This is a genomic window from Cupriavidus taiwanensis (assembly GCF_900250115.1).
Taxonomy (GTDB): domain Bacteria; phylum Pseudomonadota; class Gammaproteobacteria; order Burkholderiales; family Burkholderiaceae; genus Cupriavidus; species Cupriavidus taiwanensis_B.
In genome coordinates this window covers 1,568,667-1,585,106 of sequence record NZ_LT984803.1, presented here as the reverse complement: position 1 = coordinate 1,585,106, position 16,440 = coordinate 1,568,667, and the positions used below count along the sequence as shown (strand labels likewise).

General features: G+C 69.3%; 18 protein-coding genes. 10 read left to right on the top strand and 8 right to left on the bottom strand.

What is annotated here, in order from left to right; genetic code table 11:
* The 4 genes from CBM2586_RS07615 to mltG all read right to left on the bottom strand — a co-directional run bounded on the left by CBM2586_RS07615 (position 1) and on the right by mltG (position 3,173).
* Positions 1-408 (bottom strand): PilZ domain-containing protein, encoded by a 408-nt coding sequence (locus tag CBM2586_RS07615; RefSeq protein WP_115662166.1) that lies wholly within the window; start codon positions 406-408, stop codon positions 1-3.
* A 65-nt stretch (positions 409-473) separates the two neighbouring features.
* Entirely contained in the window at positions 474-1,481 is a 1,008-nt protein-coding gene (locus CBM2586_RS07610) for a DNA polymerase III subunit delta' (protein WP_115687152.1), read from the bottom strand.
* A gap of 77 nt (positions 1,482-1,558) precedes the next feature.
* On the bottom strand, positions 1,559-2,170 hold the full coding sequence (gene tmk / locus CBM2586_RS07605; protein ID WP_115662168.1) for a dTMP kinase: 612 nt from the start codon (positions 2,168-2,170) through the stop codon (positions 1,559-1,561).
* Between the two features lie 7 nt (positions 2,171-2,177).
* A complete protein-coding gene (mltG, locus tag CBM2586_RS07600) occupies positions 2,178-3,173 on the bottom strand; it encodes an endolytic transglycosylase MltG (protein WP_115687151.1) in 996 nt (331 codons plus the stop codon).
* Between the two features lie 218 nt (positions 3,174-3,391).
* Between mltG and CBM2586_RS07595 the strand changes: the two genes are divergently transcribed.
* The 3 genes from CBM2586_RS07595 to CBM2586_RS07585 all read left to right on the top strand — a co-directional run bounded on the left by CBM2586_RS07595 (position 3,392) and on the right by CBM2586_RS07585 (position 5,633).
* Positions 3,392-4,408 (top strand): YgfZ/GcvT domain-containing protein, encoded by a 1,017-nt coding sequence (locus CBM2586_RS07595; RefSeq protein WP_115687150.1) that lies wholly within the window; start codon positions 3,392-3,394, stop codon positions 4,406-4,408.
* Between the two features lie 17 nt (positions 4,409-4,425).
* Positions 4,426-4,716 (top strand): DUF4936 family protein, encoded by a 291-nt coding sequence (locus CBM2586_RS07590; protein ID WP_115662170.1) that lies wholly within the window; start codon positions 4,426-4,428, stop codon positions 4,714-4,716.
* Positions 4,717-4,805: 89 nt separating this feature from the next.
* Positions 4,806-5,633 (top strand): NRDE family protein, encoded by an 828-nt coding sequence (locus tag CBM2586_RS07585; RefSeq protein WP_115662171.1) that lies wholly within the window; start codon positions 4,806-4,808, stop codon positions 5,631-5,633.
* A gap of 104 nt (positions 5,634-5,737) precedes the next feature.
* Here the strand turns inward: CBM2586_RS07585 and CBM2586_RS07580 are convergent, their stop codons facing one another.
* On the bottom strand, positions 5,738-6,166 hold the full coding sequence (locus tag CBM2586_RS07580; protein ID WP_115688680.1) for a GNAT family N-acetyltransferase: 429 nt from the start codon (positions 6,164-6,166) through the stop codon (positions 5,738-5,740).
* Between the two features lie 194 nt (positions 6,167-6,360).
* On the opposite strand from CBM2586_RS07580, the gene CBM2586_RS07575 reads away from it, so the two are divergent.
* The 7 genes from CBM2586_RS07575 (at position 6,361) to denD (ending at position 13,303) form a co-directional block, all read left to right on the top strand.
* On the top strand, positions 6,361-7,107 hold the full coding sequence (locus CBM2586_RS07575; RefSeq protein WP_115662172.1) for a FadR/GntR family transcriptional regulator: 747 nt from the start codon (positions 6,361-6,363) through the stop codon (positions 7,105-7,107).
* A gap of 48 nt (positions 7,108-7,155) precedes the next feature.
* Positions 7,156-8,049, top strand: a complete 894-nt coding sequence (gene ltnD / locus CBM2586_RS07570) for an L-threonate dehydrogenase (protein ID WP_115687149.1) — start codon at positions 7,156-7,158, stop codon at positions 8,047-8,049.
* A 12-nt stretch (positions 8,050-8,061) separates the two neighbouring features.
* Positions 8,062-9,333 carry a 3-oxo-tetronate kinase gene (gene otnK, locus CBM2586_RS07565; RefSeq protein ID WP_115687148.1) on the top strand — a complete coding sequence of 424 codons (1,272 nt, stop codon included), beginning with the start codon at positions 8,062-8,064 and terminating at the stop codon, positions 9,331-9,333.
* Positions 9,333-9,986 (top strand): aldolase, encoded by a 654-nt coding sequence (locus tag CBM2586_RS07560; protein WP_115662175.1) that lies wholly within the window; start codon positions 9,333-9,335, stop codon positions 9,984-9,986. The genes otnK and CBM2586_RS07560 overlap by 1 nt, the downstream gene beginning before the upstream one ends.
* A gap of 142 nt (positions 9,987-10,128) precedes the next feature.
* Positions 10,129-11,493 carry an MFS transporter gene (locus CBM2586_RS07555; protein WP_115662176.1) on the top strand — a complete coding sequence of 455 codons (1,365 nt, stop codon included), beginning with the start codon at positions 10,129-10,131 and terminating at the stop codon, positions 11,491-11,493.
* 26 nt (positions 11,494-11,519) lie between these two features.
* The gene (gene otnI / locus CBM2586_RS07550) at positions 11,520-12,302 is read left to right on the top strand and encodes a 2-oxo-tetronate isomerase (protein WP_115687147.1); all 783 of its coding nucleotides are present in this window, start codon (positions 11,520-11,522) and stop codon (positions 12,300-12,302) included.
* Positions 12,303-12,328: 26 nt separating this feature from the next.
* Positions 12,329-13,303, top strand: coding sequence for a D-erythronate dehydrogenase (gene denD / locus CBM2586_RS07545; protein ID WP_115687146.1), 975 nt, complete (start codon positions 12,329-12,331; stop codon positions 13,301-13,303).
* A 190-nt stretch (positions 13,304-13,493) separates the two neighbouring features.
* Here denD and CBM2586_RS07540 read toward each other — a convergent pair whose 3' ends face one another.
* From CBM2586_RS07540 to CBM2586_RS07530, 3 genes are all read right to left on the bottom strand, one after another.
* Complete coding sequence (locus CBM2586_RS07540; RefSeq protein ID WP_115662179.1) at positions 13,494-13,934, bottom strand: YbgC/FadM family acyl-CoA thioesterase; 441 nt, start codon at positions 13,932-13,934, stop codon at positions 13,494-13,496.
* 120 nt (positions 13,935-14,054) lie between these two features.
* The gene (locus CBM2586_RS07535) at positions 14,055-15,038 is read right to left on the bottom strand and encodes a tripartite tricarboxylate transporter substrate binding protein (protein ID WP_115662180.1); all 984 of its coding nucleotides are present in this window, start codon (positions 15,036-15,038) and stop codon (positions 14,055-14,057) included.
* Positions 15,039-15,111: 73 nt separating this feature from the next.
* Entirely contained in the window at positions 15,112-16,125 is a 1,014-nt protein-coding gene (locus tag CBM2586_RS07530; protein WP_115687145.1) for an alpha/beta hydrolase, read from the bottom strand.
* Between the last annotated feature and the right edge of the window lie 315 nt (positions 16,126-16,440).

Below are 16,440 nucleotides of genomic sequence, written 5' to 3'. Positions count from 1 at the left end.
TCATAAGGTTTGGGTGGGGCGCCCGGACTCCAGCATCTTGCCCAGGATTTCTTCCACGGCGCGCCGCAGGTTGCGCCCGTTTTCGTCGTCGGGCAGGTGCACGCCGACCCCCGGCGTCTTCATCGGCGTGCCGGCGGGCGTGATCCATGCCACGTGGCCCGCGATCTGGTACTTCTGCGGCCGGTCCAGCAGCGACAATACCAGGAACACCTGCTCGCCCAGCCGGAACGGCCGGTTCGACGGCACGAAGATGCCGCCGCGCGCCAGGAACGGCATATAGGCCGCGTACAGCCCGGCCTGGTCCTTGATCGACAGCGACAGCACGTTGGGGCGCGATGCCGCCCCGCTGCCCGTTGCGTTGCCAAACCCCGGCGCGGCCGGCTCCGGGCCGGCGACTGCAGTGTTCATGGTTGACCCCCTGAGTAATGACCGTGCTGCTTGTTGTTATGGCCTGGCTCCGGCGACCTGCCGCGCTAGCGGAACAGTTGCCGGTACTCCAGGAATACCGCTTCCATCACCAGCCGCGCCGCCAGCGGATGGTTCTCGCTGCGGCGATGCGCGTTCAGGCGTGCGGCAAACGCCTGCAGGCCGTGCGCGTCGGTGGCGCCGGCGCAGCGCACCAGCACGGCCCGCTCCCTGGGGAAGTACCGCGGCGTGGCACCGCCATCCAGGCGCAGCGCCAGCAGATCGTACGTCCAGCGCTGCAGGATGCCAAGCACGGCGGGCACCGGCAGCTTCTGCAGTTGCTCGGCCGCCGCGGCGGGATCGAACGCGGCTGCGGCGCCGAGCTGGCCGACCAGCCAGCGCTGCAGCGGCTGCTCTTCCGCCTCCGCGGCGTGCAGCGCGGTCAGCGGCGAGCCGCCGGCCAGCGCCAGCTGGGCCTCGGCATCCGCCACGCCCTGGCCGCGCAGCCACGCCAATGCGGCCTCGGGCGTCGGCCGCTGGGCCGGGAACTGGCGGCAGCGCGACAGGATGGTCGGCAGGATGCGGTCGAGGCGGTCGGTCACCAGCAGGAACACCGTCGACGGCGGCGGTTCTTCCAGCGTCTTGAGCAAGGCGTTGGCGCCCTCGGCCTGCAGCGCGTCGAGCGGATAGACCACCACCACGCGCAGCCCGGCGCGGTGCGTGCCCACCCCGACGGCCTCGATCAGCGCGCGCACCTGCTCCATGCGGATGATCTTGCTGGGGGCCTTCTTCTTGCCGCCTTCGTCGGTTTCCGCCTCGGCCGAAGCGTCGAGGGCCTCGGGCCGAACCACGGTGAAGTCCGGATGGTTGCCCTGGGTGAACCAGTGGCAGGCGGCGCACTGGCCGCAGGGCTGGCCGTCCGCCAGCGGCGCCTCGCACAGCAGCCCCTGGGCGAAATGCAGCGCCAGGTCGCGCTTGCCGATGCCTTGCTGGCCGTGGATCAGCAAGGCATGCGGCAGCCGCGCGCGCAGCGCGCCGAGCCGTTTCCAGTCTTCGTTCTGCCAGGGATATAGCATGTAAATCAACAGGTTAGCGGTCAAACTTCGAGTACTGACTGAATATTGCCGTGACGCCGGCTGAAAATGCCGGCCAATCAGATAGTTGCGAGGATCTTCTCAAGTTCGTCGCGAATATCGGCAATGCTGCGCGTGGCGTCGATGACGCGGAAGCGCTGCGGCGACTGCGCCGCGCGGCGCAGGTACTCATCGCGGGTGCGCTGGAAGAAGGCGCGCGACTCGGCCTCGAACTTGTCCGGCATGCGCGCCGCGGCCAGGCGCGCGCTGGCGGTTTCCAGCGGCACGTCGAACAGCAGCGTCAGGTCCGGCTGCAGGCCGCCCTGGACCCAGCTTTCCAGCACTTCGAGCCGGCCGGTGGCGAGGCCCCGGCCGCCGCCCTGGTAGGCAAAGGTGGCATCGGTGAACCGGTCGGAAATGACCCACTTTCCGCGCTCCAGCGCCGGGGCGATGACTTCGGCGATATGCTCGCGCCGCGCCGCGAACATCAGCAGCGCCTCGGTTTCCAGGTGCATCTTGCGATGCAGCAGGATCTGGCGCAGGTCTTCGCCCAGCGACGTGCCGCCGGGCTCGCGCGTGGTGACGACCCCGGCGATGTCGGCGCGCGCGCGCAGGCGGTCGGCGACCCAGTCGATGTGGGTGCTCTTGCCGGCGCCGTCGATGCCCTCGAAGGTAATGAATTTTCCGCGCATGGAATGCCTATTTGCCGCGCTGGTACTTGTCGACCGCGCGGTTGTGTTCGGGTAGCGAGTTGGAGAAATGGCTGCTGCCGTCGCCGCGGGCGACGAAGTACAGCGCGTCGGACGGCGCCGGCGTGGTCGCCGCCGCCAGCGAGGCCAGCCCCGGCAGCGCGATCGGCGTGGGCGGCAGGCCGGTGCGGGTGTAGGTATTGTACGGGGTGTCGGCCTGCAGGTCGCGCTTGCGCAGGTCGCCGTCGAAGGCCTCGCCCAGGCCGTAGATCACGGTGGGGTCGGTCTGCAGCAGCATGTTCTTGCGCAGCCGGTTGATGAACACCGCGGCGATCATCGGGCGTTCGGCGGCCTGGCCGGTTTCCTTCTCGACGATCGACGCCATCACCAGCGCCTCGTACGGGGTCTTGTAGGGCAGGTCGGGCGAGCGCGCGTTCCAGGCCTCGTTCAGGCGGCGCTGCATGGCGCGGTAGGCGCGCTTGTACAGCTCGAGGTCGCTGCTGCCGCGCGCGAACAGGTAGGTGTCGGGGAAAAACAGCCCCTCGGGCGAAACCTCGGTCGCGCCGATGGCCTTCATCAGTTCGGCGTCGGACATGGCGCGCGTGTCGTGGCGCAGCGCCGGGCTGGCATCGACCGCGGCGCGCATCTTGCGGAATTCCCAGCCCTCGATCACCGTGACCACGTAGTGCGTGACCTCGCCGCGCGCAAGCTTGCCGATGATCGACAGCGGCGTGGCGCCGGTTTCGAACTCATAGCCGCCGGCCTTCAGGTCCGCGCCATGCCCGGTCAGGCGCGCCAGCAGCACGAACAGGCGCGGATCCATGCCCACGCCGCCGCGCTGGATCTGCCGGCCGACGCTGGCCACGCCGGAATTGGGCTTGATCACCACTTCCACCGGCGACTTGACCAGCGACACCGGCTGATTGGCCCACCACGCAAAGCCGCCCACGGCCGCCAGCGCGAACACCAGCACGGCAAGCCCAAGGCTGAGGAATAAACGTTTCATGTATCAGTCGTCGCGACCGCCCCCCGGCACCGCCGGGGCAAGGATGCGCCGCGGCAGCCGCCGGCGCCGGCCGAAAATCTCATAGCCCCATATAATAACCGGCAGCCTGGCACCGACCGTGAGCCGTGGCGCCGGCGCCTCCCGCGCGCCCGGCGCCGCGCACCGTCGGTGCGGCCCGTTTTCTTTCCTACCCGATTTGCCTCGACGACTGCCTCGCAATGCCAGCATTGAATCCCCAAGCCCAGCAACTCGCCGCCAACCTTGACGCGCTGCAGGCCGGCGGCGTGGTCTGCGCCCCGGCCGGGCTCGGCCTCGTTCGCGTTGCGGGCGACGATGCCGCCAGCTTCCTGCACACCCAGCTGACCAACGCGGTCGAAGACCTGGCGCCGGGCACGGCGCGCCTGGCCGGCTACTGCTCGCCCAAGGGCCGGCTGCTGGCCACCTTCCTGATGTGGCGCGACGCCGACGGCATCGTGCTGCAGCTGTCGGCCGAGATCCAGGCCGCGGTGCAGAAGCGGCTGTCGATGTTCGTGCTGCGCGCCAAGGCCCGGCTGTCCGATATCACCCCGACCCACGTCATCCTCGGCGTCGCCGGCGCCGGCGCCGCCCGGGCGCTGGCCGCGGCCGGGCTGGCCGCGCCCGAAGCCGCCTTTGCCGTGGCCGCGGCCGATGGCGCCACCGTGATCCGCCTGCCGGACAGCGCCGGCCGGCCGCGCTGGCAGCTGGTGCTGCCGGCCGAGCGCGCCGACGCGGTGCGCGCGGCACTGTCGGCCACGCTGGCAGCCGCCGCGCCGGCGTTGTGGGACTGGCTCGAAGTGCAATCGGGCCTGCCCCGCATCGTCGCCGCGACGCAGGAGCAGTTCGTGCCGCAGATGATCAATTTCGAGCTGGTCGGCGGCGTCAACTTCCGCAAGGGCTGCTATCCCGGCCAGGAAGTGGTGGCGCGCAGCCAGTACCGCGGCACGCTCAAGCGCCGCATGTGGCTGGTGCAAGGCGAAGGCGAGGTGCCCGCCCCCGCGACCGAGATCTATCGACCGGAAGATCCGGGCCAGCCCTGCGGCATGATCGTCAACGCCGCGCCCGCGCCCGATGGCGGCTGGGCCGGGCTGGCCGAACTGAAGATCGATGCCGCCGGCAGCGTGCTGCGCCTGGGCAGCGCCGAGGGCGCGCCGGTGGCCACCGCCACCCTGCCCTACGCGGTGCCGCTGGGGGAAGCCGCGCAGGCCGCCGGCTGATTGCCACGGGAGCCGCCATGAGCGCTCACCTCTACGTCTATTTCCGTGTGCCGGAGGCCGTCGCCGCCGAGGCGCTGCCGCACTGGCATCGCTGGATGGAAACGGTGGCCGAAGCCACCGGAATTGGTGGTACGCTGATGCGCAGGCCGGAAACCCGCGCCGGCGTGCAGACCTGGATGGAATGCTACGCCGACGTGCCGCCCGCGTTCGATGCCACGCTCGAAGGGCTGTGGCGACAGAGCGGGCTGGACCAGTGGGTCGAAGGCGAGCGGCGCACCGAACACTTTATCGACCTGGACGTGCTGTAGGCGCCTGATGACACGACGTCGCGCGGGCGCCGTCGGACTGAAGTATGCGGGAACCGCTGGCGCGGTCCCCCGGCAAAGGAAGCAAAACGATGTGTCTGATCCTGGTTGCCTGGCAATCCCACCCGGACTATGCCCTGGTCGTCGCCGGCAACCGCGATGAATTCTATGCCCGCCCTGCGGCGGCCGCGCACTGGTGGCAGGATGCGCCCCAGGTGCTGGCCGGCCGCGACCTCGCCGAGGTCATCGGCGAGCCCGGCACCTGGATGGGCGTCAACGCCGACGGCCGCTTCGCCGCGCTGACCAACTACCGCGCCCCCTCCGAAAAACGCACCGACGCGCGCTCGCGCGGCGAACTGGTGGCGGGCTTCCTGCGCGGCCACGCGGCCCCGTTCGACTACCTCGACGGCCTCGCCGGCGAAGACGGCGGCTACAACGGCTTCAACCTGCTGGCGAGCGACCTACGCGAATTGTGGTGGTACAGCAACCGCTCGGCGTCGCGCCAGCCGCAGCGGCTGCGTCCGGGCCTGTACGGCTTGTCCAACGCGCTGCTCGATACGCCCTGGCCCAAGGTGCGCAGCCGCGTCGGCGCGCTGGCCGAAGTACTGGCCGCCGACAGCGGCCAGGCCACCGCCAGCGCCGAACCCTACCTGCAGATGCTGGCCGACGAACGCCAGGCCGCCGATTTCGAGCTGCCCGCCACCGGCGTGGCGCCGGAGTGGGAAAAGCTGCTGTCGTCCGCCTTTATCCGCTCGCCGATGTACGGCACGCGCGCCAGCACGGTACTGCGCATCCGCCACGACGGGCGCTTCGACCTGAACGAGCGCAGCTTCGACGCCGACGGCCGCATCGGCGACGTGGCATACCACGGCACGCTGAACCTGTCGCGCGACACCGGCATCGTGCCGGCGCCGCGCTGAGCGCCGCGCCGGCGCCTTATCGCCTTATCGCCTTATCGCCTTATCGCCTTATCGCCTTATCGCCTTATCGCCTTATCGCCTTATCGCCTTATCGCCTTATCGCCTTATCCCGGCAGGCGCTTGCGCATCTCCACGTGCGGGATGCCCGCCTCTTCGAATTCCGGCCCCACCTGCTCGAAGCCCACGCGCGCGTAGAACGGCGCCGCGTGGGTCTGCGCGTTGAGCACCAGTTCCGGATACCCCAGCTGTTCGGCCTTGCGCATCAGCGCCTCCAGCACCAGCGCGCCGACGCCGCTGCCGCGCGCCGGCTTCAGCACCGCCATGCGGCCGATATGGCCGTCGGGCAGCAGCCGGCCGGTGGCCAGTGGCGTGCCGTCGTCGGCCAGCGCCAGCGCGTGCCAGCTGGGCTCGTCCCATTCGTCCCACTCCAGTTCCACCGGCACACCCTGCTCCTCGACAAAAACGTTGTAGCGGATGGCGCGCGCGCGTTCGCGGGCTTCGGACCAGGGACAGATCAGCACTGTGGCGGGCATGGCGGTGAAAGCGGGCAAGTGGAAGGCGGGCGCCAATGATACGCCAGGACCGGACCCATAGCAGCCGCACCAATGTGGAGCGCTGTCCGCACTATTCCCTGTCCATCTGCACCATGTCAGGGTTTACCTGGGATCGGCAGCCGTATAGCAAATTTGTATGATGACCTGATTACCGCATCACCGGGAAACTTGCCGTGTTCCAGAAAGTCCCTGCCCGTGCCCTGACCGACAACGTCGCCGAACAGCTGCTGGACAAGATCCAGAGCGGCGCCTTCGCCCGCGGCGCCAAGCTGCCGACCGAGGCGGTGCTGTCCGAAGAGTTCGGCGTCAGCCGCACCGTGGTGCGCGAGGCCATCTCCCGGCTCAAATACGAAGGCGTGGTCGAGTCGCGCCAGGGCAGCGGCGTGTTCGTGACGCTGCAGGCCGGCATCCGGCCGCTGCGCATCGACTACACCGACACCGGCACGCTGGAATCCGTGCTGCAGATCGTCGAGCTGCGCCGGGCGATCGAGGCCGAGGTCGCCGCGCAGGCGGCCCGGCGCCGCACCGATGCCTCGATGGCGGCGATCGACGCCGCGCTGGCCCGGCTCGACGAGGTGGTGGCGCAGGGTGGCGACGGCGTCGCCGAGGACGTGGGCTTCCACCGCGCCATCGCCGAAGCGACCGGCAACCCTTATTTCCTCAAGACGCTCGAATTCCTGAGCCAGTACCTGGAAGCCGCCACGCGCGTGACCCGCACCAACGAGGCGCGGCGCGCGGACTTTTCGCGCCAGGTGCGCGAGGAACACCAGGCCATCGTCGCCGCGATCCGCGCCGGTGACCCGCTGGCCGCGCGCAATGCCGCGCAGAACCACATGTACAACGCCGCGCACCGGCTGGCCCAGCTGGGCGCCGACGAGAGCGGCGACAAGAGCGGTAACCAGCGCGGCGCCACCAACTGAAGCGCGCCGCTAGCACCGAATCATCCGAATCTGTTTCAGGGAGTCCCTATGTCCAGGAATATCGGCGTCATCGGCCTTGGTGCCATGGGCTTTGGTGTCGCGCAGTCGCTGCTGCGGGCCGGTTTCAACGTGCATGCCTGCGACCTGCGTGCCGAAGTGCTGCAGCGCTTTGCCGATGCCGGCGGCGTGCCGTGCGCCTCGCCCGCCGAACTGGGCAGCCACTGCGAGGTGGTGCTGACGCTGGTGGTCAACGCGCAGCAGACCGAGGCCGTGCTGTTCGGCGCCGACGGTGCCGTGGCGGCGATGCAGCCGGGCAAGCTGGTGATCGCCAGCGCCACGGTGCCGCCCGGCTTTGCCGAGACCCTGGCACAGCGCCTCGCCGAAAAAGGCCTGCTGATGCTCGACGCGCCGGTCTCGGGCGGTGCCGCGCGCGCCGCCAGCGGCGAGATGACCATGATGACCTCCGGCCCCGCCGAAGCCTATGCGCTCGCCGAGGACGTGCTGGCCGCCATCGCCGGCAAGGTGTATCGCCTGGGTGCCGCGCACGGCGCCGGCTCCAGGGTCAAGATCATCAACCAGTTGCTCGCCGGCGTGCATATCGCCGCCGCCGCCGAAGCGATGGCGCTGGGCCTGCGCGAAGGCGTGGACCCGGACGCGCTCTATGACGTGATCACCCACAGCGCCGGCAACTCGTGGATGTTCGAGAACCGCGTGCCGCATATCCTGAAGGGCGACTACACGCCGCTTTCGGCGGTCGACATCTTTGTCAAGGACCTGGGCATGGTGCTCGACACCGCACGCACCAGCAAATTCCCGCTGCCGCTGTCGGCGGCCGCGCACCAGATGTTCATGATGGCGTCCACCGCCGGCCATGGCGGCGAGGACGATTCGGCGGTGATCAAGATCTTCCCGGGCATCGAACTGCCGGGCCAGGCTGAATAAGGAGCCGGAACCATGACCGCCCTCCTTGGTTGTATCGCCGACGACTTTACCGGCGCCACCGACCTCGCCAACACGCTGGTGCGCAATGGCATGCGTACCGTGCAGACCATCGGCGTGCCCGGATCCATGGCCGATATCGGCAGCGCCGACGCGGTGGTGGTCGCGCTCAAGTCGCGCACCGTGCCGGCGGCCCAGGCCGTGGCCGAGTCGCTGGCCGCGCTGCAGTGGCTGCGCGCGCAGGGCTGCCGCCAGTTCGTCTTCAAGTACTGCTCCACCTTCGATTCGACCGACGCCGGCAATATCGGGCCGGTGTCCGAGGCCTTGCTGGCGGCGCTGAACAGCGACTTCACCATCGCCTGCCCGGCCTTCCCCGAGAACGGCCGCACCATTTTCCGCGGCCACCTGTTCGTCGGCGATGCGCTGCTGAACGAATCGGGCATGGAGCACCATCCGCTGACGCCGATGACCGATGCCAACCTGGTGCGGGTGCTGCAGCGCCAGAGCAAGCACAAGGTGGGGCTGCTGCGCCATGACGCGGTCGCGCAAGGCGCAAACGCCACGGCCGCGCGCATCGCCGCGCTGCGCGGCGACGGCGTGCGCATGGCAATTGCCGATGCGGTCTGCGACGCCGACCTGCTGACGCTGGGTGAGGCCTGCGCCGGCCTGCCGCTGGTCACCGGCGGCTCCGGCATCGCGCTGGGCCTGCCCGCGAACTTCCGCCGCGCCGGCCTGCTGCCGCAGCGCGCCGACGCCGACGCGGTGCCGGCCATCGACGGCCCCGGCGTGGTGCTGGCCGGCAGCGCCTCGCGCGCGACCAATGGCCAGGTGGCACGCTGGCTCGAGCAAGGCCGCCCGGCGCTGCGCATCGACCCGCTCGCGCTGGCGCGCGGCGAGGTCGTGGCCGACGCGGCGCTGGCCTTTGCCGCCGCGCATGACGAGCCTGTGCTGGTCTATGCGACTTCCAGCCCGGACGAGGTCAAGGCGGTGCAGGCCGAGCTGGGCGTGGCGCGCGCCGGCCACCTAGTCGAGCAATGCCTGGCCACGGTCGCCGCCGCGCTGAAGGCACGCGGCACGCGCCGCTTCGTGGTGGCGGGCGGCGAGACCTCGGGCGCGGTGGTGCAGGCGCTGGGCGTGCGCGCGCTGCGCATCGGCGCGCAGATCGCCCCGGGCGTGCCGGCCACCGTCACGCTGGATGCCACGCCGCTGGCGCTGGCGCTCAAGTCGGGCAACTTCGGCGGCCCGGACTTTTTCGACGAAGCGCTGCGCCAGCTGGGAGGCCAGTGATGAGCACCGAAAGCAAGCTGCGCGAAGAGATCTGCCGCATCGGCGCCAGCCTGTACCAGCGCGGCTATACCGTCGGCTCGGCCGGCAATATCAGCGCACGGCTCGACGATGGCTGGCTGATCACGCCGACCGATGCCTGCCTGGGCATGATGGATCCGGCCGCGGTCGCCAAGGTGGCTACCGACGGCAGCTGGGTCTCGGGCGACAAGCCGTCCAAGACCCTGACGCTGCATCGCGCCATCTATGACAACAACCCCGGGGCGCACGCCGTGGTGCATACGCACTCGACGCACCTCGTGGCCCTGACGCTGGCCGGGGTCTGGCAACCCGACGACGTACTGCCGCCGCTCACGCCCTACTACGTGATGAAGGTCGGCCATGTCCCGCTGATTCCCTACCATCGCCCCGGCGATCCCGCGGTGGCCGCGCGCGTGGCCACGCTGGCCGCGCAGGTGCGAGGCGTGCTGCTGGAGCGCCTGGGACCGGTGGTGTGGGAGTCCAGCGTCTCGCGCGCCGCGTTCGCGCTGGAAGAACTGGAGGAGACCGCCAAGCTATGGATGACCATGAAAGACGTGCCGGGCTTTGCCGCCCGCGCGGCGCTGCCCGACAGCGCCCTGGCTGAGCTGCGCGACGCCTTCCAGGCGCGCTGGTAGCACCAGCCCCGCTGCTTCCCTGACCACCCCGGCCTGATCCTGGCGCGGCGGCCCCGGCCACCGCGCGGGGACGCGCACGCCTGCGATCCGCGCGTGGCCGCTACGACAAGACCAGACCCACCACCATACCCGGAGACCACCGATGCCATCCAACCAACCGGCGGCCAGCGTGCCCGCCTTCGACAGCCTGGGCGGCAACGCCCGGCTCGATGCCGACGCCCAGATCGAGAAGCGTGCCTACAGCAAGGTGTTCTGGCGCATCATGCCGTTCCTGATGCTGTGCTACGTGGTCGCCTACCTCGACCGCGTCAACGTCGGCTTCGCCAAGCTGCAGATGGGCCAGGACCTGGCCTTCTCCGAAACCGTGTTCGGCCTCGGCGCCGGACTCTTCTTCATCGGCTACTTCCTGTTCGAGCTGCCCAGCAACCTGCTGATGCACAAGATCGGCGCGCGCATCTGGATCGCGCGCATCATGATCACGTGGGGCATCATCTCGGCGCTGTTCCTGTTCGTGCAGACGCCGACGCAGTTCTACGTGATGCGCTTCCTGCTGGGCCTGGCCGAAGCGGGCTTCTATCCCGGCGTGATCCTGTACCTGACCTACTGGTTCCCGGCCAACCGCCGCGCCAAGATGATCGCGCTGTTCATGTCCGGCATCCCCATCGCCGGCATGTTCGGCAACCCGCTGTCGGGCTGGATCATGGACGCGTTCAACGGCACCCACGGCATGCGCGGCTGGCAGTGGATGTTCCTGCTCGAGGCCCTGCCGGCGTTCGTGATCGGCCTGCTGACGATCTTCGTGCTGCGCGACGGCATCGACAAGGCCCCGTGGCTCGACGCCGACGAGAAGCGCGTGCTCAAGCGCAATATCGAGGAAGACCAGCGCAATGCGGGCGCCGCCGCCGGCAAGGGACATGGCCACTCGCTGGGCGCGGTGTTTGCCGACCGCCGCGTGTGGTGGATGTGCCTGATCTACTTCTGCTTCGTCACCGGCCAGTACGCGCTGACCTTCTGGATGCCCACGCTGGTGAAGTCCAGCGGCGTGACCGGCAACTTCAACATCGGCCTGCTGTCGGCGATCCCGTTCCTCTGCGCGGTGGTGGTGATGAACATCCTCGGCCACAGTGCCGACGCGCGCCGCGAGCGCCGCTGGCACCTGATCGTGCCGGCGCTGATGGGTGCGGCGGGCTTTGCCATCGCCGCCTCGTTCACCACCAATACGACCGTGGCGATTGCCGCGCTGTCGCTGGCCGCCGCCGGCGTGCTGACCTGCGCGCCGCTGTTCTGGTCGCTGCCGACCTCGTTCCTGTCGGGCATCGCCGCGGCCTCTGGCATCGCGGTGGTCAACTCGGTGGGCAACCTGGCGGGCTTCGTGTCGCCGTACATGGTGGGCGCGCTCAAGGACCTGACGCACAGCACGCAGCTGCCGATGTACGTGCTGTCGGCGATCCTGGTGGTGGGCGCCGTGCTGGTGTGGCTGACGCCCGCTAAACTGGTCAATCGCTGAACCCGCTTTCGCTTCCGGAGTTTCCCATGCCGCGCTTTGCCGCCAACCTGTCGATGATGTACCAAGAGCACGCCTTCCTGGACCGCTTTGCCGCTGCCGCGGCCGACGGCTTCCGGGCGGTCGAGTACCTGTTCCCGTACGAGCACCCCGCCGCCGAGCTGCGCGCGCGCCTCGACGCGAACGGCCTCGCGCAGGCGCTGTTCAATGCCCCGCCGGGCGACTGGGCGGCGGGCGAGCGAGGCCTCGCCGCGCTGCCCGGGCGCGAGGCGGAATTCCGCGGCAGCATCGGCCGCGCGCTCGACTACGCCGGCGTGATCGGCAACGACCGCATCCACGTGATGGCCGGCCTGGTCCCGGCCGATGCCGCCCCCGCGCGCTGCCGCGCCGCCTACCTGGAAAACCTGGCCTTCGCCGCCAGGGCGGCGGCCGCGCAGGGCGTGACCGTGCTGATCGAACCGATCAATACGCGCGACATGCCGGGCTATTTCCTCAACCGCCAGGACGACGGCCAGTCGATCTGCAAGGAGGTCGGCGCGCCCAACCTGAAGGTGCAGTTCGACTGCTACCACTGCCAGATCGTCGAGGGCGATGTGGCGATGAAGCTCAGGCGCGACTTCGCCGGCATCGGCCATATCCAGATTGCCGGCGTGCCCGAGCGCCATGAGCCGGACCTGGGCGAACTGCACTACCCCTACCTGTTCGACGTCATCGACGCGCTCGGCTATGCCGGCTGGATCGGCTGCGAATACCGCCCGCGCGCCGGCACGTCGGAAGGCCTGGGCTGGCTCAAGCCCTACCTCGGCCGCTGATCGCAAACCACTGAAGAGCTCTTGCCATGAACGTACTGATTACCGGCGGCGCCGGCTTCCTCGGCCTGCAGCTGGCCCGGCTGCTGCTGCAACGCGGCACCCTGAACCTGGACGGCGAGGCCGTTGCCTTCAAGCGCCTGACGCTGCTCGACGTGGTCGCGCCGCAGGGCCTCGACGATGCGCGCGTGCGCGTGGTCACCGGCGACCTGTCCGATCCGGCGGTGCTGCGCCAGGCCATCGACCAGGACACCGGCGCGGTGTTCCATCTCGCCGCCGTGGTCAGCGGCCAGGCCGAGGCCGATTTCGAGCTCGGCATGCGCGTCAACCTGGACGCGTCGCGCGCGCTGCTGGAAACCTGCCGCGAACTCGGCCACCAGCCGCGCGTGCTGTTCACCAGCTCGGTCGCGGTCTATGGCGGCGAGCTGCCGCCGGTGGTGCAGGACGACACCGCGCTGAATCCGCAATCGTCGTACGGCGTGCAGAAGGCCATCGGCGAACTGCTGCTGTCCGACTACAGCCGCCGCGGCTTCGTCGACGGCCGCGTGCTGCGCCTGCCTACCATCAGCGTGCGCCCGGGCAAGCCCAACGCGGCCGCGTCGTCGTTCGCCAGCGGCATCATCCGCGAGCCGCTGGCGGGCGTGGCAGCGAACTGCCCGGTGGCGCCCGAGACCAGACTGTGGCTGCTGTCGCCGCGCGCGGCGGTGGCCGCGCTGGTCAATGGTATCGAGCTGGCGGGCGAGCGCCTGGGCAACCGCCGCGTGGTCAACCTGCCGGGGCTGTCGGTCACCGCCGCGGGCATGGTCGACGCGCTGCGTCGCGTCGCCGGCGATGCGGTGGCGGACCTGGTGACGTGGCAACGCGAGGAACGCGTCGAGAAGATCGTCGGCACGTGGCCGGCGGCATGGAATGCCGAGCGTGCGCTGGCGCTGGGGTTCGCAAGCGATGCCAGCTTTGATGCGGTGATCCGGGCTTATATGGAGGATGCGGGGGTGGGGAAGTAAGGCCACTATCCCTTCGCATTGGCGACCGCCTCTTCGTTTTCTGAGCGCCGGTCCCCTCTCCCGCTTGCGGGAGAGGGTTAGGGAGAGGGCAGGACGTCGATGACCAGGATGCCTTATCGCAAGGCACACGCCTGCCCTCTCCCCGGCCCCTCTCCCGCAAGCGGGAGAGGGGAGCAAACAAGCGAAATGGTCAAGCCGAAGCCGGCTTCACCGCTTCATACCCCTCGATCACCTCCCGCACCACCCCCGGAATCGGCGCCGACTTCTGCGTCGCCGGATCCGCGCACACATAGACGATCTCACCGGTGATCAGGTGCTCGTCGCCGCGGTACATCTCCACCCGGAACAGCATGCTGGACCGTCCCAGCCGCGCCATGCGGCCGCGGATGTCCAGCTCATCGTCGAAGCGCGCCGAGGCGTGGTACTCCAGCGTGGACTTGACCACGAAGATATCGACGCCGTGCGCGTGCAGCACGTCTTCCGGATAGCGGATGCCCAGCGCGCGCCAGTACTCGGTCACGCAGATATCGCAATACGTCAGGTAGTGCGCATTGAAGACGATCGATTGCGGATCGACTTCGGACCAGCGCACGCGCAGCGGGATGGTATGGCGGAATTCCTCTTTGGCCATGGACGTCGGTTTCCTTGTTGATGGTGCCGGACGCAAAGCAGCCAGGCCGCCGCGCCCGCCGGAGCGAGGCCGGCAGGCGCGGCGGCCTGGATGCATGCAAGGTGATGGATCGCTGCGGATTTACTGCGGCTTGGCCAGCCCCAGCTTTTCGATGATCGCCTTTTCCTTCTTGACGGTGTCGGCCGCGAACTGCGCGTACTGCTGGGTGTTCATGTAGAACGGCTCCATGTCGAACTTGGCCAGCGACTCGCGGTAGTTGGGCATCTCCATGGCCTTCTTGAAGGCGTCATGCAGCTTCTGCACGATCTTCGGGTCGGTGCCCTTGGGCGCGACCAGGCCGAACGGCGAGGTCTGCACGATGCCCATGCCCAGCTCCTTCAGCGTCGGCACGTTGGGGAAGCGCGCCGAGCGCTTCTCGCCCCAGGTCGACAGCAGGCGCAGCTTGCCCTGCTCCACGTACGGCGCCCAGGCCGGCGTGTCGGCCACCGACATCACGTGGCCGCCCAGCAGCGCCTGCATCGATTCCGAATTGCCCTTGTACGGAATGTGCGAGAACTGCACGCCCTGCTTCATCGCCAGCTCTTCCATGGTCAGGTGCAGCGTGGTCATCGAGCCCGGCGAGCCGTAGGTCAGCTTGCCGGGGTTGGCCTTGGCGTAGGCGATGTAGTCCTGCATGGTCTTGATCGGCGAATCCGCCGGCACCACCAGGCCGAACGAATAGCCGGCCAGGTTGATGATGTAGCTCAGGTCCTTGACCGGGTCCCAGTTGATCTTGGTGGTGTACGGCAGGCGGTAGACCGGCATGGCCACCTGCGCCAGCGTGTAGCCGTCGGGCGCGGTGCTCTGCATCAGCTGCGCCGGCAGCACGCCGCCGGCACCAGGCTTGTTCTCGACGATCACGGGCTGGCCCAGGATTTTCGAGGCGTTGTCGGCCAGCACGCGGAACGGGATATCCGTGGAGCCGCCGGCGGTGTAGCCGATCACCAGCCGGATCGGGCGCTGCGGGAACTTGTCGGCCTGGGCCTGGGCAGGCACGGCGGCAAGACCGAGGGCCGCGGTGGCGGCGGCGAGGCCCGCGCGGGCGAGGAATTGGCGGCGTTGCATATGACGATGTCTCCTAGTACTGCAAATCACTGCATGAAAAATGCATGGACCGGCGCGACCGCAAGGCGGTGGCCTAGTCCGGCGAGGTGCCGAACGCGGCGCGCAGCGCGGCGACGGCATCGGCATGCGCCTGTGCCACCGCTGGCACGAACCGGCCCAGCTTGAAGAAATCATGGATCATGCCGGGGTAGTCGGCCAGCGTGGCGGCAACGCCGGCGGCGCGCAGCTTTTCGGCGTAGGCCACGCCCTCGTCATGCAGCGGGTCGTAGCCGGCCACCGCGATCCAGGCCGGGCACACCCCGCCCACCTCGGCACCGGTGCCGCCGCCGTCGAGCGGGGCAAAGCGCCAGTCGTCGCGGCTGGCATCCCGGTCCAGGTACTGCGCGAAGAACCAGCCGATCATGTCCGCCGTCAGCAGGTAGCCATCGGCCAGCGCGCGGTACGACGGCGTATCCTGGCGCGCGCTGGTGCCCGGATAGATCAGCAGCTGCAGCACCGGTGCCAGGCCGGCATCGCGCGCCTCGACCGCGCAGGCCGCGGCCAGCGTGCCGCCGGCACTGTCGCCCCCCAGGCCGATGCGCGCCGGGTCGGCGCCGAGCTTGTCGGCTTCGGCGAAGACCCAGTGCAGCACATCGAAGGCGTCGTCGACCGCGGTCGGGAAACGCCACTCGGGCCCCAGACGGTAAGCCACCGACAGCACCATGCAATCGGCCTGGCCGCACAGCAGGCGGCACAGCGGATCGTGCGAATCGACGCTGCCCACCGTGAAGCCGCCGCCGTGGAAGTACACCAGCAGCGGCAGCGGCTCGATCCAGCTGGCCGCGCGCGGCGTGTACAGCCGCACCGGGATGGCGTGGCCGTCGCGGGCTGGCACCAGCAGGTCTTCCGCGGTATGCACCGGCGGCGGGTCGATGTCGAGGATCGGCGCGCTTTTCTCGTAGGCGATCTTGGCGTCTTCCGGCGCCATGGCGTGGATCGGCGGCCGCTTGGCGCGCGCGATCAGGGCCAGCAACGCGGCCAGCTGCGGGTCCAGCGGGCTGTCCGGCAGGCCTGGCGTGGCGGATGGGGAAGACGGTACAACAGACATAGGGCGTGATGCGGCGCAAACCCGGCGCCGGCCCCGCGCAGCAGCGCTGGCGCGGCGTCGGCATCGGGACAAGTTCGAATAGTGAACGATCGTTCGATTTTAGTATGATGCCAGATGTTTCCGAGCCCGGGCAGTCCGAGATAACCCGGAAAAGTCCTGCCCGCCCTGCCACGCCAGCAGTTTTTGCGCGATCATCGGCTGCAGCGGCGCCGGGACCTGCGGAAACGGTGCGACAGTGCCATTGAACCCCAAGCCGGCGCACGATGCCAGCGGCGCGCCAGGCCCGTGACAACAACGAATTCCAACGCTTTCGCG

Coding starts and splice junctions, on each gene's coding strand:
- CBM2586_RS07615 (WP_115662166.1), bottom strand. CDS start 408: ATGAACACTGCAGTCGCCGGCCCGGAGCCGGCCGCGCCGGGGTTTGGC.
- CBM2586_RS07610 (WP_115687152.1), bottom strand. CDS start 1,481: ATGCTATATCCCTGGCAGAACGAAGACTGGAAACGGCTCGGCGCGCTG.
- tmk (WP_115662168.1), bottom strand. CDS start 2,170: ATGCGCGGAAAATTCATTACCTTCGAGGGCATCGACGGCGCCGGCAAG.
- mltG (WP_115687151.1), bottom strand. CDS start 3,173: ATGAAACGTTTATTCCTCAGCCTTGGGCTTGCCGTGCTGGTGTTCGCG.
- CBM2586_RS07595 (WP_115687150.1), top strand. CDS start 3,392: ATGCCAGCATTGAATCCCCAAGCCCAGCAACTCGCCGCCAACCTTGAC.
- CBM2586_RS07590 (WP_115662170.1), top strand. CDS start 4,426: ATGAGCGCTCACCTCTACGTCTATTTCCGTGTGCCGGAGGCCGTCGCC.
- CBM2586_RS07585 (WP_115662171.1), top strand. CDS start 4,806: ATGTGTCTGATCCTGGTTGCCTGGCAATCCCACCCGGACTATGCCCTG.
- CBM2586_RS07580 (WP_115688680.1), bottom strand. CDS start 6,166: ATGCCCGCCACAGTGCTGATCTGTCCCTGGTCCGAAGCCCGCGAACGC.
- ltnD (WP_115687149.1), top strand. CDS start 7,156: ATGTCCAGGAATATCGGCGTCATCGGCCTTGGTGCCATGGGCTTTGGT.
- otnK (WP_115687148.1), top strand. CDS start 8,062: ATGACCGCCCTCCTTGGTTGTATCGCCGACGACTTTACCGGCGCCACC.
- CBM2586_RS07560 (WP_115662175.1), top strand. CDS start 9,333: ATGAGCACCGAAAGCAAGCTGCGCGAAGAGATCTGCCGCATCGGCGCC.
- CBM2586_RS07555 (WP_115662176.1), top strand. CDS start 10,129: ATGCCATCCAACCAACCGGCGGCCAGCGTGCCCGCCTTCGACAGCCTG.
- otnI (WP_115687147.1), top strand. CDS start 11,520: ATGCCGCGCTTTGCCGCCAACCTGTCGATGATGTACCAAGAGCACGCC.
- denD (WP_115687146.1), top strand. CDS start 12,329: ATGAACGTACTGATTACCGGCGGCGCCGGCTTCCTCGGCCTGCAGCTG.
- CBM2586_RS07540 (WP_115662179.1), bottom strand. CDS start 13,934: ATGGCCAAAGAGGAATTCCGCCATACCATCCCGCTGCGCGTGCGCTGG.
- CBM2586_RS07535 (WP_115662180.1), bottom strand. CDS start 15,038: ATGCAACGCCGCCAATTCCTCGCCCGCGCGGGCCTCGCCGCCGCCACC.
- CBM2586_RS07530 (WP_115687145.1), bottom strand. CDS start 16,125: ATGTCTGTTGTACCGTCTTCCCCATCCGCCACGCCAGGCCTGCCGGAC.